This is a genomic window from Neotamlana laminarinivorans (assembly GCF_020523925.1).
Lineage (GTDB): Bacteria > Bacteroidota > Bacteroidia > Flavobacteriales > Flavobacteriaceae > Neotamlana > Neotamlana laminarinivorans.
Window position 1 is genome coordinate 598,873 of record NZ_JAJAPW010000001.1, and the last position, 16,552, is coordinate 615,424.

16 protein-coding genes are annotated in these 16,552 nt (G+C 31.6%); 12 read left to right on the forward strand and 4 right to left on the reverse strand.

Annotation, left to right across the window (positions count from 1 at the left end):
- Positions 1–139: 139 nt before the first annotated feature.
- A complete protein-coding gene (locus tag LG649_RS02725) occupies positions 140–850 on the reverse strand; it encodes a hypothetical protein (protein ID WP_226540635.1) in 711 nt (236 codons plus the stop codon).
- 204 nt (positions 851–1,054) lie between these two features.
- Here LG649_RS02725 and LG649_RS02730 point away from each other — a divergent pair, with 204 nt between their 5' ends.
- Entirely contained in the window at positions 1,055–1,297 is a 243-nt protein-coding gene (locus LG649_RS02730; RefSeq protein ID WP_226540637.1) for an ExbD/TolR family protein, read from the forward strand.
- A gap of 312 nt (positions 1,298–1,609) precedes the next feature.
- Here the strand turns inward: LG649_RS02730 and LG649_RS02735 are convergent, their stop codons facing one another.
- Positions 1,610–2,053, reverse strand: a complete 444-nt coding sequence (locus tag LG649_RS02735; protein ID WP_226540639.1) for a 3D domain-containing protein — start codon at positions 2,051–2,053, stop codon at positions 1,610–1,612.
- Positions 2,054–2,311: 258 nt separating this feature from the next.
- On the opposite strand from LG649_RS02735, the gene LG649_RS02740 reads away from it, so the two are divergent.
- The 6 genes from LG649_RS02740 to LG649_RS02765 all read left to right on the forward strand — a co-directional run bounded on the left by LG649_RS02740 (position 2,312) and on the right by LG649_RS02765 (position 7,403).
- Positions 2,312–3,262: an isopenicillin N synthase family dioxygenase gene (locus LG649_RS02740; RefSeq protein WP_226540641.1), complete on the forward strand. Its 951-nt coding sequence runs from the start codon at positions 2,312–2,314 to the stop codon at positions 3,260–3,262.
- Positions 3,263–3,270: 8 nt separating this feature from the next.
- Complete coding sequence (locus tag LG649_RS02745) at positions 3,271–3,600, forward strand: translation initiation factor (protein WP_226540643.1); 330 nt, start codon at positions 3,271–3,273, stop codon at positions 3,598–3,600.
- A gap of 3 nt (positions 3,601–3,603) precedes the next feature.
- Positions 3,604–4,545, forward strand: coding sequence for a DUF1835 domain-containing protein (locus LG649_RS02750; RefSeq protein WP_226540651.1), 942 nt, complete (start codon positions 3,604–3,606; stop codon positions 4,543–4,545).
- The gene (locus LG649_RS02755) at positions 4,535–5,410 is read left to right on the forward strand and encodes a nucleoside phosphorylase (protein WP_226540653.1); all 876 of its coding nucleotides are present in this window, start codon (positions 4,535–4,537) and stop codon (positions 5,408–5,410) included. Before LG649_RS02750 ends, LG649_RS02755 begins: the two co-directional genes overlap by 11 nt.
- Before the next feature lie 10 nt (positions 5,411–5,420).
- Positions 5,421–6,275, forward strand: a complete 855-nt coding sequence (locus LG649_RS02760; RefSeq protein ID WP_226540654.1) for a substrate-binding domain-containing protein — start codon at positions 5,421–5,423, stop codon at positions 6,273–6,275.
- Positions 6,276–6,356: 81 nt separating this feature from the next.
- A complete protein-coding gene (locus LG649_RS02765) occupies positions 6,357–7,403 on the forward strand; it encodes a TlpA family protein disulfide reductase (RefSeq protein WP_226540656.1) in 1,047 nt (348 codons plus the stop codon).
- A 55-nt stretch (positions 7,404–7,458) separates the two neighbouring features.
- On the opposite strand, the gene LG649_RS02770 is transcribed toward LG649_RS02765, so the two are convergent.
- Positions 7,459–9,006, reverse strand: coding sequence for an NAD(P)H-hydrate dehydratase (locus LG649_RS02770; protein WP_226540658.1), 1,548 nt, complete (start codon positions 9,004–9,006; stop codon positions 7,459–7,461).
- Positions 9,007–9,342: 336 nt separating this feature from the next.
- On the opposite strand from LG649_RS02770, the gene thrA reads away from it, so the two are divergent.
- The 5 genes from thrA to LG649_RS02795 all read left to right on the forward strand — a co-directional run bounded on the left by thrA (position 9,343) and on the right by LG649_RS02795 (position 15,608).
- The gene (thrA, locus tag LG649_RS02775; RefSeq protein WP_226540660.1) at positions 9,343–11,787 is read left to right on the forward strand and encodes a bifunctional aspartate kinase/homoserine dehydrogenase I; all 2,445 of its coding nucleotides are present in this window, start codon (positions 9,343–9,345) and stop codon (positions 11,785–11,787) included.
- 74 nt (positions 11,788–11,861) lie between these two features.
- Positions 11,862–12,782: a homoserine kinase gene (locus tag LG649_RS02780; protein WP_226541093.1), complete on the forward strand. Its 921-nt coding sequence runs from the start codon at positions 11,862–11,864 to the stop codon at positions 12,780–12,782.
- Between the two features lie 50 nt (positions 12,783–12,832).
- Positions 12,833–13,186: a four helix bundle protein gene (locus tag LG649_RS02785; RefSeq protein ID WP_226540662.1), complete on the forward strand. Its 354-nt coding sequence runs from the start codon at positions 12,833–12,835 to the stop codon at positions 13,184–13,186.
- 84 nt (positions 13,187–13,270) lie between these two features.
- Entirely contained in the window at positions 13,271–14,563 is a 1,293-nt protein-coding gene (gene thrC, locus LG649_RS02790) for a threonine synthase (protein WP_226540663.1), read from the forward strand.
- A 67-nt stretch (positions 14,564–14,630) separates the two neighbouring features.
- On the forward strand, positions 14,631–15,608 hold the full coding sequence (locus tag LG649_RS02795) for a YHYH protein (protein ID WP_226540665.1): 978 nt from the start codon (positions 14,631–14,633) through the stop codon (positions 15,606–15,608).
- Positions 15,609–15,678: 70 nt separating this feature from the next.
- Here the strand turns inward: LG649_RS02795 and LG649_RS02800 are convergent, their stop codons facing one another.
- Positions 15,679–16,329, reverse strand: coding sequence for an SDR family oxidoreductase (locus tag LG649_RS02800; protein WP_226540666.1), 651 nt, complete (start codon positions 16,327–16,329; stop codon positions 15,679–15,681).
- Positions 16,330–16,552 lie beyond the last annotated feature (223 nt).

Below are 16,552 nucleotides of genomic sequence, written 5' to 3' on the forward strand. Positions count from 1 at the left end.
TATTTTTATAAACAGAGACTGTTTTTAAACAAAAAAATTATTGATGATAAATAAAAATTTGATAATCTATTACGATAAACACCAAACAAATAAAAGTTAGTCAATTAAATACAACTTGTTGTGTTATATAAGCTTAAATTTATTCTTTGACAATAATAATTGTTGCTTTAACTCCTGTTGCTAAATTCCATTGATTGTGTGAAACAATATGGCCAGCATCATCAATCACTTGAAATTCTGCTGTATTAGGTCCAGATTGGCCTTGATTTAAAGCCACAAAGTCAATTTTATTAAAGCCTGGTTTTAAATTTAATTTAAAGCCTTTGTAACCTCCAGTTAACATTACTCTTGGATGAATTATATCATCGTTTACACGTACTTGAATAACATCGCCATCTGTAAAGCCATGATCTCTGTAAACCACATTAACAAATTTAGCTTTACTTTTAAAATCGCCTAGAAATTGATCTGTTGTACTTCCATTTCTTTGTTCTATTTCCTCTGGAGATAATTTAATGTTATTTAATGATTTATTAATTCGGTCTATATAAAGTTCTCCTGGATTGCCAAATTCTTCTTCAGGGAACATTGAGAATTCTTTTTTTGGTAACTCTAAATTTGGAGAAACTTTTGGTAAATTTAAGCCGTACTGTTTATTTTCAATGGGCTTTGATGGTGTTAAACCAGTACCATCTATAGAATCTTTTTTACTTTCTACCGCAGGAATTGAAATAGAGTTATTTCTACTGTCTATTTGTGAAAAAACAGATATTGAACAAAACAAAACTATAATTAAAACCAACTTCGTTTTCATTAATAAACCTAAATATTGAATGGTTAGTAAAATCAAATATATTTATTTAAAAATCATTTATATAATTGAATAATCTTTTTTAGTAACTGTTTAACAATAATTATACCTAATTGTGATTTTTTTAATATTGACATACTATTACAAAACAAATATAACATCAAAGTTGTTAAAATATTACTTTTAAATATGGTATCATTTTTGTGATTTAAGTTTTTATTAACATTTTAAAACTATAATCGCATGAGACATTCAAAACAAACCCCTCAAGTTAATGCTGGCTCTATGGCCGATATTGCATTCTTATTACTCATTTTCTTTTTAGTAACCGCAACAATTTCTTCTGACGAAGGATTAAACAGAAAACTCCCCGAACATTGCTCCAATGAAGATTGCAACACAATTATTGCAAAAAATAATATTTTAAGCATTTTTGTTAATGATAATGATGAAATATTACTAAATAATGAGCTTACAGATATATAAAGTATTAAATCATCTGTTATTAATTTTGTTGATAATAATGGTGACAAATCCTGTAATTACTGTAATGGCTCACAAAATATTCAAGCATCAGATAACCCTAAAAAAGCAATTATATCACTTCAAGTAAATGATTTAACCACTTATAATAAATTTATAGAAATTCAAAACGAATTATCAAAAGCCTACTATACTTTAAGAAGTAATTACAGTAAAACCAAATTTAATAAATTACCAGAAGATTTAACTTTAAAAGAATTAACACAAGTAAAAGCGGCTTATCCTTTTAATTTATCTGAAACTGAAAGTAAATAATTAATCTATTGGTTTGGCTAAACCATAATCAATACAAATACGCTTTTTACCCCATTGCAAAGCAGAATCTACGTTAACTCCCATGTATATGTCTATTCTGTTTTTCCACCGAAAATGCATTTTATCTTTAACTAAATATATCCCAGTTAATCCTTCAATTTTAACTGGGGTATTATGCGTTAAACCTTTATTTAACAAATCCCTAGAAACTGCAATATACTTTAATCCTGGTTTTAAACTATCTCCAAAGGCAGTTATATGTGGGTTAGAATTAGTTTGATAGGCAAGAGAATTATAAGCCGTAGCAGTTACTAAAGCAGAATTCCAATTAAATTTATCTTCAAAAGTAGGTGTTTTTACACTTTCATTCTTGCAAGAAAACATACCTATAACCATTAACGTTAAAAGTTTTTTTTTCTCAAAAAATACAAATTTGAAATTCATGGTTTAAAAGGTAAATTCCAAGATAATTATTCAAAACAAACATTATTATTAATCTGTTTTTTCAAAATAACAATTAAAAATTGAATTCTAAATTCAAGGGTTTAATGTAACAAAATCATAATAAAATGATTTCTTTTTAATCATATTAATAACTAAAACAACATAAAAATACAGAAATCACAATAAAAAGCCACAATATAAAAAATTCAATTGTTTTTGTACATTTGTATTTACCCTTATTTTAAAAAATAATTTCAAATGAATAGTATCCCGAGTGTAAATTTAAAAGATTTTACTTCAAACAATCCTGATAAAAAACAAGAATTTGTTAATGCCATAGGTAAAGCCTACGAAGAAATTGGTTTTGTAGCTTTAAAAGGCCATTTTTTAGATGATGAACTGGTTGAAAGATTGTATAGCGAGGTTAAAAACTTTTTTGAATTACCTACAGAAACTAAGCAAAAATATGAAATACCAGGTATTGGTGGCCAACGTGGTTACGTATCATTTGGTAAAGAAAGTGCCAAAGGAAAAAAGGAAGGCGATTTAAAAGAATTTTGGCATTTTGGTCAATATGTAGAAGACAATGATGCTTTAAAAGCTGAATATCCAGACAATGTAACTGTGGAAGAGCTTCCAGAGTTTAATAAAGTTGGTAAAGAAACCTACCAAATGTTAGAAAAAACAGCAAAGTATGTATTACGTGCTTTAGCGCTTCATTTAGGTTTAGAAGAAACTTATTTCGATGAATACATACACAACGGTAACTCTATATTGCGCCCAATACATTACCCTCCAATTACAGAGGAACCAAAGGAAGCTGTAAGAGCCGCTGCACATGGCGATATTAACCTAATAACACTTTTAATGGGTGCGCAAGGCAAAGGCTTACAAGTACAAAACCACAAAGGAGAATGGATTGATGCCATAGCAGAACCAGACGAGTTAATGATTAATGTTGGTGATATGTTATCTAGACATACCAATAACAAATTAAAATCTACAATACACCGTGTTGTGAACCCACCAAAAGAACTTTGGGGTACTTCACGCTATTCAATTCCATTTTTTATGCATCCAGTAAGCAGCATGAAATTAGATGTACTTGAAGGTTGTGTTGACGAAAATAACCCAAAACAGTTTGAAGATACTACTGCTGGTGAGTTTTTAACAGAACGTTTAGTTGAACTTGGTCTTATTAAAAAGTAATTAATTTTATGGATTTGCAAGACCAACTTAAAAATCTATTTCCAGATCATGTACCAGAAGAATCACCATCAACCCAAGATGATTCTTCTGGCATATGGTTACAAGACGACCCCATTATTTGCAAATACGAAAAACGTAAAGGCAAACCAATAACTATTTTAGAAGGTTACACCGGAGCTAGCGAAGACTTTAAACAACTAGCAAAAGAAATAAAAACCACACTAAGTGTTGGCGGTAGTTTTAAAGACGATAAAATAATTATACAAGGAGATTATCGCGATAAAATCATGTCTATTCTAAAAAATAAAGGCTTTAAAGTAAAGCGAGTTGGAGGTTAAATTATGGGTGAAAAATTACTGCATATTACTAATGGAGATGCATTAACACAAGTTTTAAAAGATTTAAATATTGAAGGTGAAATGCTCGTATGGCACGAAATGTTATGCGAAGGTCCTACCTTAGAGTTTATATATTCTGAAGCTTTTCTAGAAAAACGAAAAGCTTTTTTTGACCAAACTTACGATATTGAAATTGATGAAAACAGAGTTATAACAGAATTAGAGAAACTAAACAATTCTAATAACTACTCCCAGATAGTGTTGTGGTTTGAATACGACTTATTTTGTCATATTAACATGATTGCTGCAATAAATTTGCTACAACAAAAAAAAATTGATTTACCTATTTATTTAGTATGTAGTGGCAGAATTGATGGAGAAAAAGATTTAAAAGGACTCGCCGAACTATCATCAAAACAATTGCTAAAACATTACAAAAACAAAACGCTTTTAACCCCAGAAGATATCGATCTAGCAATAACTATTTGGGGTATTTATTGTGGTATAGATCATAATTTACTAAAACCATATATAGTAAAACCATCTTCATTTAAATATTTAAGCAATTGCCTAAAAGCTCATTTAGAACGTTTTCCAGACAGCAAAACTGGTTTAAATATTCTAGAAACCAATATTTTAAAAATAATTAAAGAACATGACATTGTTTCTAAAAACCACTTACTTGGTTATGCCTTAAATTATCAAGGTTACTATGGCTATGGAGATTTGCAATTAAAGCGAATTATTGAAAAACTAAGTATATTTTATAATATTGAAAATAAAAAAATAGAACTTAATCGTAAAGGGCATGAAGCGCTTCTAGGAAAATACAACTTATCAAACGAAATAAATAATAACATTAGCTTTGGCGGTGTAGAACGCTTAAATCATCATTTTAGCAAAACCGAGAACAAGCTAATTAAATCTGCATTAAATGCCTATTAAGGAATCTGAACTTATATTAAATCCAGACGGTAGTATTTATCATTTAAATTTAAAACCCGAAAATATTGCACAAAATATTATTTTTGTTGGCGACCCAGATCGTGTTGAAAAAGTAACACATCATTTCGATTCAATTGAATTTTCTACTCAAAAAAGAGAATTTAAAACCCAAACAGGTTACTATAAAAACAAAAGAATAAGTGTTATATCAACTGGCATTGGCCCAGATAATATTGATATTGTTTTAAACGAATTAGATGCATTATTTAATATTGATTTAAAAACCAGACAACCAAAACCCGAATTAACTAGTCTTAATATTGTGCGCGTAGGCACATCGGGTTCTTTACAAAAAGAAGTTCCGGTTGATTCTTTTTTAGTAAGCGAATATGGTTTAGATATTAATGGGACACTTCAATTTTATGTTACAGATAAAGTAAGTAATCCAGAAATAGAAAATGCATTTTCAAATCAAACACAGTGGAGTGAAAATAAATCCAAACCACTGGTTATAAAATCTAGCGATAAGCTTTTCAATATATTTTCAAATAATAAAACGTTTCACGGCATTACAGTTACCGCAAACGGTTTTTATGGTCCACAAGGTCGCGTATTGCGTTTACCTGTTCATGATCCAGAGCTTAACTCTAAGTTAGAAAATTTCAATTTTAAAGACTTAAAAATTACTAATTTAGAAATGGAAACCTCTGCAATTTATGGTTTATCTGCTCTTCTGGGTCACCATGCCATTTCCTTAAATGCCATAATTGCTAACAGACCTTCTGGTACTTTTAGTGAAAACCCTTATAAAGTTGTAGAAGATTTAATACTTTACGCTTTAAACACAATAGTGGAAAAAATCTAAACCGATTTAAATGAAGAAAGTAAATATAGGTGGTGTACCAGAACACTTTAATCTACCTTGGTATTTAACCTTAAAAGATGGCGAATATAAAGCTGAAAACATCAATTTACGTTGGCATGATTATCATGGTGGCACCGGTGCCATGTGCAAAGCGTTAAGAAATAAAGAAATTGATTTAGCTGTAATTCTTACCGAAGGTATTATTAAAGATATTATTGATGGAAACCCAAGTAAAATTGTACAAACCTTTGTACAAACACCTTTAATTTGGGGTATTCATGTTGCTGCTAACGCTTCATTTAAAACTATAGAAGATATTAAAGGAACACGAGCAGCCATTAGTCGCTTCGGTTCTGGTTCACATTTAATGGCTTACATAAATGCCGAAAATAATAATTGGGATTTACAAAACGATTTAAATTTTGAAGTGATAAAAAATTTAGATGGTGCAGTAAAAGGATTGACAAACGGAGATGCCGATTATTTTATGTGGGAAAAATTCACCACTAAACCTTTGGTTGATGATGGTACTTTTAGACGCATTGGTAACTGCCCTACTCCATGGCCATGTTTTGTAATTGCTGCTACCGAAGAATTTATTGAAAACAATCCAGAAGAATTAAAAACTATTCTAAATATAATTAACAATACAACTTCCGATTTTAAAAATATCCCAAGCATAGATAAAACTATTGCCAACCGATACGAACAAAAACTTGAAGATGTACAAGAATGGTTAAGCATTACCGAATGGTCGCAATCTTTAATAGATGAAGACACTGTAATGAAAACACAAAAAGAATTACTCGCATTAAATATTATTCCTGAAATAGCAAAATTTAAAACACTAACTCACAAAGTTTAACTGCTATAAATGTTAATAATATTAAAAAAGTAAAAATTTAAAATTCTAAATTTTTACTTTTAAACAAATTCAAACAAAATCATGAAAAAATTACTTTTACTTTCTGTTGCAATAGCTGCAATGGCCTGCAAACAGGAACCTAAAGATTATGTTACGCTTTCTGGAAAAATAACAAATAAAAATAGTGATTCACTTTTAGTAAGAAGTAGAACATATTCTAAAACTATTCAAGTTAACGAAAACGGAACATTTACAGATACGTTAAAAGTAGAACCTGGAGTTTATAACTTTTTTGACGGTGTTGAATCGACATCTATATTCTTAAAAAATGGATTTGATTTAGATATAACTCTTGATACCAAAGAATTTGACGAATCTATCACTTTTGAAGGTAGCGGTGCAGAACACAGTTCGTTTTTAGCAAAGCATAATTTAATGGTTGAAGAGTTTTTAGATATTGATAAACTTAGCGCTTTAAACATGGAAGAGCTAGATGGCGAATTAAATAATGTAAAAACTAAGTTTTCAACTTTTTATGATACAAATAAAAATATTGATACACTAATAACAAAGCAATTAACCGCTAGCCTCGACCCTATGCTAAACTCGTACAAACGTTATTTAGCGCAAGGTATTGCATTAAAAACAGCACTTCCAAAAGGAAGCCCTTCGCCTACTTTTGAAGATTATGAAAACTTTAATGGCGGAACAACTTCACTTGAAGACTTAAAAGGAAAGTATGTTTATATAGATGTTTGGGCTACTTGGTGCGGACCATGTAAGGTGGAAATTCCTTCGTTAAAAGCTCTTGAAAAAGAATATGAAGACAAAAATATTCAATTTGTAAGTTTATCTGTAGACGACGGACGTGGTTACAGAGGCGAGTCTAAAGAGGAATCTGCAGAGTTAGCTAAAGAAGGTTGGAAAAAAATGATTGCAGAAAAAGAATTAGGTGGTATTCAAGTTTTATCTCCTAACGGATGGCAATCCGATTTTATTCAAAACTACAGAATTAGTGGTATTCCAAGATTTATTTTAATAGATCCTAATGGAAATATTGTTTCTGCCGATGCGCCTAGACCATCTAGTGCAGCAATAAAAACACTATTTAACGAATTAAATATTTAAATTTAAGAATATTTGTAAATAAAAAAGCCGCTTTAAAAGCGGCTTTTTTATTTAATTATTTTACCTCTGGTGGAGCTTGTTGTACTTGCTCTGGCTGTGCAAATAAATCAACAATTGCTTTACCAATATTTTTTATAACATCACTTGCTAAAAGACTTTCATATCCAGAATCTTCAACAGCTATATCGGCAGATTTTCCGTGTAAATATACTCCAAAAATAGCAGCGCTTAATGGATGATAACCTTGTGAAATTAATCCAGTAATAATTCCTGTTAAAACATCGCCACTTCCGGCAGTTGCTAATCCAGGATTTCCTGTTGTGTTTATAAACTGCTTATTATTAAAAATGGTAATGGTATTTGCGCCTTTAATTACTAAAATAACTTTGTATTTTTCAGCGAAAGCTTTGGCTTTATCTAACTTTTCAAAATCGTTTGCCCAAGTACCAATTAAACGTTCTAACTCTTTTGGATGTGGTGTTAAAACACTGTCAGATGGCAATAACTCTAATAAATTTTGGTTTTTAGATAAAATATTTAGGCCATCGGCATCAATTACCATCGGTATTTTATTTGTTTTTAAAAAAGCTTCAAACGCTTTTACTGTTTCTGTGTTTTTCCCTACGCCTACTCCAAACGCAATTACGGTTGGTTCAATATCAAAATCAATTGCAGTAATATTTTCTTCAGAGGCATCTGTAATTACCATAGCTTCTGGAAAAGCAGTTTGTAAAATTTGATAACCACATTTTGGCACATAAGCAGTTACTAAGCCTGCTCCAGTTGTTAAAGCAGCTTTACTTGCCAAAGTAACTGCGCCTATTTTGCCGTAACTACCTCCTATTATTAAACTGTGCCCAAATAGGCCTTTATGCGAAAATTTATCGCGCGGTCTGTAATTAGGCAACACTTCATATTTACTAATAAGTTCATTTTCAGTCTGTGCTGTATATGTATATTCTTGATCTAATCCAATATCTAGAATTTCCCATTGTACAGTGTATTTAGCTGTTTCAGGTAAAAAGAATACTAGTTTAGGCGATGCAAAACTAAGTGTAAAACCGGCATAAACTACGGCGTCTTCATCTTCAACGGGTTTATCTACAAATAAGCCAGAAGGAATATCGATAGACAAAGTAAAAGCTTTACTTGCTTTAAAATGCATAAATAAAGTTTTTACCCAATTTACAACTGGGCGATTTAAACCAATACCAAAAACAGCATCAACTACTATATCGTTTGGGTTAATTTCTGGTAAGCTTTCGGCATCTGTTAAAAGTAAAGGCCAATCTTTTGTAGTGTTTTTAATTCTTTCATAATTCACTAAAAAGTCTTTCGATCGTTTATCACTATAATTAATAATATAGGTTTTTACATTATAACCATCTAAAATTAAATGTCGGGCTAAAACCAAACCATCACCTCCATTATTTCCAATACCACAAAATATGTGAATTGGCACCTGAGCACCTTGCATTCTGGCATGCATCCAATTAAAAATTTGGGTGCCTGCACGCTCCATTAAATCGGTTGATGATATATTTTGTCTTTCGGCTGTTAAACGATCGCCTTCGTATATCTGTTCTTTAGAGAAAATCTTCATTTAGGTATTATCAATTTTTCAGTTCAAAATTATTTTCGTTAAAAATATTAAACGAAATTAACTTCAATATAAGAATACATTAAAAAAAAGTATTTAATTTTTTTATTAAGCTAAAAGTAATACTTTTGAATTGTATAATTATTTCAATGAACTATTTAAACCAAAATACAATTGTTTCTGCACCTTTTACTTCTACAAAAGGCGATTTTACTATTGGTTTAACTACAATTACCACTACCCTTTGGGGTTGCTAATTATATATACTTCAAGCAGATTTTGTAATTTTTTTAATTACAACAGTTTTAATTTTATTTTTAATTATTCATTTAAAAAAACATGAAAGTTTTAAAATTTGGAGGAACATCTGTAGGTTCTTCAAAAAATATAAATAGTGTTATTAGTATTTTAGAAAATTATTCTAAAAACGAATCGGTAGTTTGTGTAGTTTCTGCTGTTGGTGGTATTACCGATAAATTATTACTTGCTGGTAAACAAGCACAAGATAAAGACGCTGCCTATAACGATACCTTTAATTTTATTTGTGATAAACATTTAGAAATTATTAATGAGTTAACGCCTTTAAAAGGACAAAGTATTATTGCTTTTGTTAATCAACGTTTAAACGAGTTAAAAAACTTATTAGATGGTATTTTTTTAATTAACGAATTATCTCCAAAAACATCTGATAAACTTGTTAGTTTTGGTGAAATTTTATCATCATACATTATTGGTGAAACTTTAGTAAAACGAGGTTTATCGGCATCTTGTAAAAACTCACAAGAATTAATTGTAACCAATTCTAATTTCACAAAAGCTGAAGTAGATTACGAGGTTACAAACAAAAACATATCTGATTATTTTTACTCAGCTTCTAGTAAAATAACTATTCTTCCTGGTTTTGTTGCTAAATCAATAACAGGAGAACAAACTACACTTGGACGCGGTGGATCAGACTTTACTGCCGCTATTGTAGCCTCGGCCTTAAAAGTGGACTCTTTAGAAATTTGGACCGATGTAAGTGGTATGTATACTACCAATCCTAAATTGGTTAAACATGCTTACCCAATCGATAAAATTTCGTACCAAGAAGCTATGGAACTATCTCATTTTGGAGCTAAGGTTTTATACCCGCCAACGGTGCAACCTGTTTTAGATTTAAATATTCCTATTCATATTAAAAATACTTTAGATCCTGAAGCTGCAGGAACAATAATATCTAACGAAATTGTTAACACATCGCAACCTGTAAAAGGTATAAGTAATATTTCTAAAATCTCGTTATTAACCTTGCAAGGTAGCGGTATGATAGGTATTCCTGGATTTTCTAAACGATTGTTTGAAACCTTATCGCAAGAGAAAATAAACGTAATTTTAATTACACAGGCATCTTCAGAACATTCCATTTGTTTAGGAATTAATGAAGCTGATGCTGTAAAAGCAAAAGTAGCTATAGATGATGCTTTTAGTAACGAAATTGCGCTTCATAAAATTGACCCCATAATAGTTGAAAACGAATTATCTATTGTTGCTTTAGTTGGCGATAACATGAAAAACCATCAAGGTATAAGTGGTAAAATGTTTAGCGCTCTAGGTAAAAACAATATAAATATACGTGCTATTGCTCAAGGTGCATCAGAGAAAAACATTTCTGTAGTTATTGCTGAAAAACATGTAAAAAAAGCGCTTAATACATTGCACGAACAGTTTTTTGAAGCTAAAACAAAGCAGCTTAATGTATTTATTACAGGTGTTGGTAATGTTGGTGAAAAATTAGTTGAGCAAATTAAACAACAGCACAATTATTTAAAAAAGAACTTAAAAATTAATCTTCGTGTGGCTGGCTTATCGAATTCTAGAAAAATGATTTTTAACGAATCTGGAATCGATTTATCGAACTGGAAAGAACAACTTGCTAATGGCGAAAAAGCGTCGTTACAAGGCTTTTTTGAAGGCACAAAAGCTTTAAATTTACGTAACAGTATTTTCGTAGATGTTACTGCAAATTACGATGTAGCTAAACTTTACGAAAAATATTTACGTGAAAGTATTGGCGTTGTAGCTTGTAATAAAATTGCTTGTGCTAGCGATTTTGAAAACTACAAATTACTTAAAACCTTATCGCTAAAATATAACGCACCTTATTTATTCGAAACAAACGTTGGCGCAGGTTTACCAATAATAGACACTTTAAACAATTTAATCGCTTCTGGCGACCAAGTTACTTCAATACACGCAGTACTATCTGGAAGCTTAAACTTTGTATTCAATAATTTTAATGATAAAACCAAATTCTACGATGTTGTAAAACAAGCCGGAGATGAAGGTTATACAGAACCTGATCCAAGAATTGATTTAAGCGGTGTGGATGTGGCTAGAAAAATTTTAATTCTTGCTCGTGAAAGTGGTGTTGAAATGAATTTAGAAGATATTAAAAACGATCCGTTCCTTTCTGAAGCTGGTTTCAAAAGCGACACTGTTGATGATTTTTATGAAACATTAATTGCAGACGAAGCACATTACCAAAGTTTGTATGCTTCCGCGAAAGCGAATAACTGCCAATTAAAATATGTAGCACAATTTAACGAAGGAAAAGCGAGTGTTGGTTTACAAGAAATTCCAGAAGGACACCCGTTTTACAACTTACAAGGAAGCGATAACATTGTTATGTTTTATACAAAACGCTACGCCAACCAACCTATGATAATTAAAGGTGCTGGCGCTGGTGCAGATGTAACAGCTTCTGGCTTGTTTGCAGATATTATAAGAATTGGAAATGATTAATTTTGCGTATGGAATTGCATAAACCAAGCGATATTTCTTGCTCTTGTGCCGCCGAAAATTATTTAATTGAAATGATGAATGAAATAAAGATTTTTTCACCAGCTACTGTTGCAAATGTGGCCTGCGGTTTTGATGTTTTAGGCTTTTGCTTAGACAATGTTGGTGACGATATGGTAATACGCAAAGTAGATAAAAAGGGCATTAAAATTACCCATATTGAAGGTTTCGATTTACCATACGAAGCCGAACAAAACGTCGCTGGTGTTTCGGCATTAGCCATGTACAATGCTCTGGATATAGATTTTGGTTTCGAAATTGAAATTTATAAAAACATAAAACCTGGTAGCGGTATTGGTAGTAGCGCTGCCAGTGCTGTTGGAAGTGTTTTTGGTATGAACGAACTTTTAGGAAGACCATTTAACAAAACCCAATTAACCGAATTTGCCATAAAAGGTGAAGCTTTAGCAAGTAAATGCGAACATGCCGACAACCTTGCTCCTGCTATGTTTGGTGGTTTTACTTTGGTAAAAGGAATCAAGCCGTTACAAATTTTGGAAATTCCGAGTCCAGATGATTTGTTTGCAACTATTATTCATCCGCAAATAGAAATAAAAACATCAGAATCTCGTGCCGTTTTACCAAAAGAAGTTTCGTTAAGCGATGCCATTGCGCAATGGTCTAACGTTGGAAGTTTAATTCATGCTTTGCATACCAGCGATTACGATTTAATTAAAGATTCGCTTCACGATGTTATTATAGAACCGCACAGAAGCAAACTAATTCCGCATTATCAAGAGGTTAAAAATAGCATGCTAAATGCTGGAGCCTTAGGCGCTTGTATTTCGGGTTCTGGACCATCAATTTTTTCACTTTGTAAAGGAGAAGAAACTGCAAAAAAGGTAGCAGAAGCCATTAAAAATGTATACAACTCTACTGGAATTGATTTTGATATTCACGTATCGAAAATTAATACAAAAGGAGTTAAAATTCTTTAGTAACAGTGACGGATGACGGGAAAATGACCGAAGACTGAAGCATCAAAGTTATGAGTAAATTTAAGTTTGAAAAATTAATTATTTGGCAAAAAGCAATGGATTATGGCGAAACCATTTTTCAATTAGCTAAAAATTTTCCAGATATTGAAAAGTTTAATTTAACATCTCAAATTTGTAGAGCTGTCGATTCTATTGCGTTAAATATTTCCGAAGGTTCCATAGGTCAATCTAACCCTGAACAACGCAAATTTATAAACTATGCTATTAGATCTTTGGCCGAAGTTGTTACTTGTTTACATAAAGCTAAAAGAAGAAATTACATTGAAAGCTATAATTTTGAAATACTATATAACGAAGCATTTCATTTAATGAACATGATGCAAGTTAAAAGAAATATAAAATAAGACTAATAAATACTCCGATTTTTATTTAATCGTTTTTTCGGCTTCGGTCAACGGTCAAAAAATCATCGGTCAATAAAACACAACATGAACTACTATTCATTAAACCATAAAGCACCAAATACAACTTTTGTAAACGCAGTTGTTAAAGGTTTAGCACCAGATAAAGGCTTATATTTTCCTGAAAGTATAACGCCATTACCAAAAGCATTTTTCGATAATATAAATGAACTTTCAAATTCTGAAATTGCCTTTACCGCAATAAAACAGTTCGTTTCGCCTGAAATTCCTGAGGATGTTTTAAAAACGATTGTTGAAGAAACATTATCCTTCGATTTCCCTGTGGTAAAACTAAACGATAACATTTCAACTTTAGAATTGTTTCACGGCCCAACTATGGCTTTTAAAGATGTCGGGGCACGCTTTATGGCACGATGCTTAGGTTATTTTAATAAAGATAACGATAACGAAGTAACTGTTCTAGTAGCAACATCGGGCGATACCGGTGGTGCTGTGGCCAACGGGTTTTTAGGTGTTAAAGGTGTAAATGTTGTAATTCTCTACCCTAGCGGAAAAGTGAGCGACATTCAAGAAAAACAATTAACCACCCTTGGGCAAAATATTAAAGCATTAGAAGTTAATGGTACTTTCGATGATTGTCAGGCCATGGTTAAAACCGCTTTTTTAGATGAAAGCTTAACCAGCAAAATGCAATTAACCTCTGCAAACTCAATAAATGTGGCGCGTTGGTTACCACAATTATTCTATTTTATGTTTGCCTATAAGCAACTTCATAAAAAATATAATGATATTGTTTTTTCTGTACCAAGCGGAAATTTTGGTAACATTTGTGCAGGAATGATGGCACAACAATTAGGTTTACCAATTAAGCATTTTGTAGCATCAAACAATGCGAATAATGTGGTTACACGCTACTTAATTTCCCAATTATACGAGCCTAAACCATCAGTACAAACTATTAGTAACGCTATGGATGTTGGTGCGCCAAGTAATTTTATCCGTATTGAAGAAATTTACAAAAACAACTTCGAGTCTTTAAAAGAAAACTTATCGTCTTACAGTTTTACAGATGAAGAAACTAAAGCTGCGATGTTAGAAATTTATAAAAACTACAGTTATGTTGCCGATCCGCATGGCGCTGTTGGTTATTTAGGTTGTAAAAATTATCTGAAAGAAAACCCAGAAGCGCATTGTGTGTTTTTAGAAACGGCACATCCTACTAAATTTTTAGATGTAGTTGAAGAGGTTATAAAAGAAGAACAGCCTTTACCAGAGCAAATACAAAGCGTTATGGGTAAAGAAAAAGAAGCGACAGTTATTTCTACTTACGAAGATTTAAAGCAGTTTTTATTAAACTAATTTTAAATATACCACAAGTTTTTCATTTTTAGCGCATCTTAATTATATCTCAATTAATTAGCTAAAAATGAAAAACTTAATTTTATTTACCTTATTTTCAAGTGCATGCGCATTATTTTCTTGTAGCGGAGATGATAGCGAAGCAACAACATCTCAAGATAACGAAGTTGATTACAGTGTTGTTATAGATGCTTCAAGCGATAATTTTACTGGTGTTACGGTAAACATTGTACCTTGTACATTATCAAATGGCACAGAAACCAATTGCTACGAAATTGTTACAACTAGCGCTCCAACAGATCACGAAATGGGACCTTGGTGTCCAAGTAATATTTCAGATGACGATTCTGCTGGTGGTATCTGGCTTGATAGCGGAACAGTTTACGACGTCGACGGTGAATTTGTATCTAATCTAGCCACTTTTTACAACGATAATACTTGGTTAATGTATGATGACAACGGAGATATTTACATCACAGAAACAGAAGAAGATTGCATAAACGCTGCCAATCCAAATGTTGGTGAAGAATATGAAAATTTTTGTGTTGAATGTATTCCATCGTATATAACCGATTTAACACAAACTTGGACAATTCCAATTACACCAATTGCACTTACAACAACCTATAGTTTTAACACTGCTCCGGGCGCTACTACAGGACCTTCTACAAGAGGTGTTGCTTTAAACGGCATAGAATTTTCTGCACCCGCACCTGTAAGCAATATTTTAGCGGCATATACTCTAGCCCCATTCGATGATGCCGGCGGGCATATTAATGTTAATCAAGGCTATCACTATCATGCTGCAACTCAAGACATAGCCGATAGACATGTAATTACACAAACCGATGGGCATGCAGAACTTATTGGTTATGCCATGGACGGTCACGGTATATATGCTAGGGTTGATGAAATTGGCAACGAACCAACCGATTTAGATGAGTGTAAAGGGCATTACGACGATATACGTGGTTATCATTATCATGTAGATAATGCTGGAAATAATAACTTTATAGATTGTTTAAAAGGAGCTTATGTATTGTAAATTATAAAATTTGTTATAAAAAAAGCTACCTTCCGTGGTAGCTTTTTTTTCTATTCGTTATGTTTATATTTTAAACTTCAACTTCAGTTAAAGCTAAACTAAAAACAGCCCTTTTAATTGGTGTTGCTCCTTCTAAAATTTCAAAAGTAATATTATTTGGTACATCATCATCCAAACATTGTACTAGAGTTTTAGCCACATCTGCTCTACTAATTTCACCGTGTTTATCAAAATGGTTTTTTAATTCAATTTTACCTGCACCGTCATCATTTTTTAAACTACCTGGGCGCACAATTACATAATTTAAATCACTACTTTTTAAATACTCATCGGCATTATGTTTTGCTTTTAAGTATTCTTGTAATTGAGATTGTTCTTCAGGGTTATCTGCCCCCATAGAACTTAACATAACAAACTTACTTACGTTATTTGCTTGTGCTGCGTCTATTAACTTTTTAGCTCCCTCTTGGTCTACACCTATTACATTTTTACCTCCAGAACCTGCTGCAAATAAAACTTCATCTATTTGCTTATTAAAAGCTTTTGTTACATCTTGTTCTAAATCGGCCACAACAGTTTGAATACCTTTATCTTTAAAGTACGATACTTGTTCCTGTTTTCGCACCATTGCTATTGGTGTATAATGATCTGATCTATTTAATAAATTTACTATTTGTTTACCGGTGGTGCCATTTGCACCTGCTACTAATATATTTTTCATACTTAAATTTACAAAAATCAATTGGTCTTATCTGTTTCATTTTAAGTGTTTAACTATAGTTTAGCATAAAGTTTAAAAGAAAAGTTAAATGAAAAATACTAATATTTAACTAACCTTTATAGCCTTCCGCGAAAGCGTTATTATAAAATTTCAATACATTTGCTTTTCTTTGAATTATGGAAGACATACTTGTAAGAATTATAAAATTCTTCGGTAATTTTAT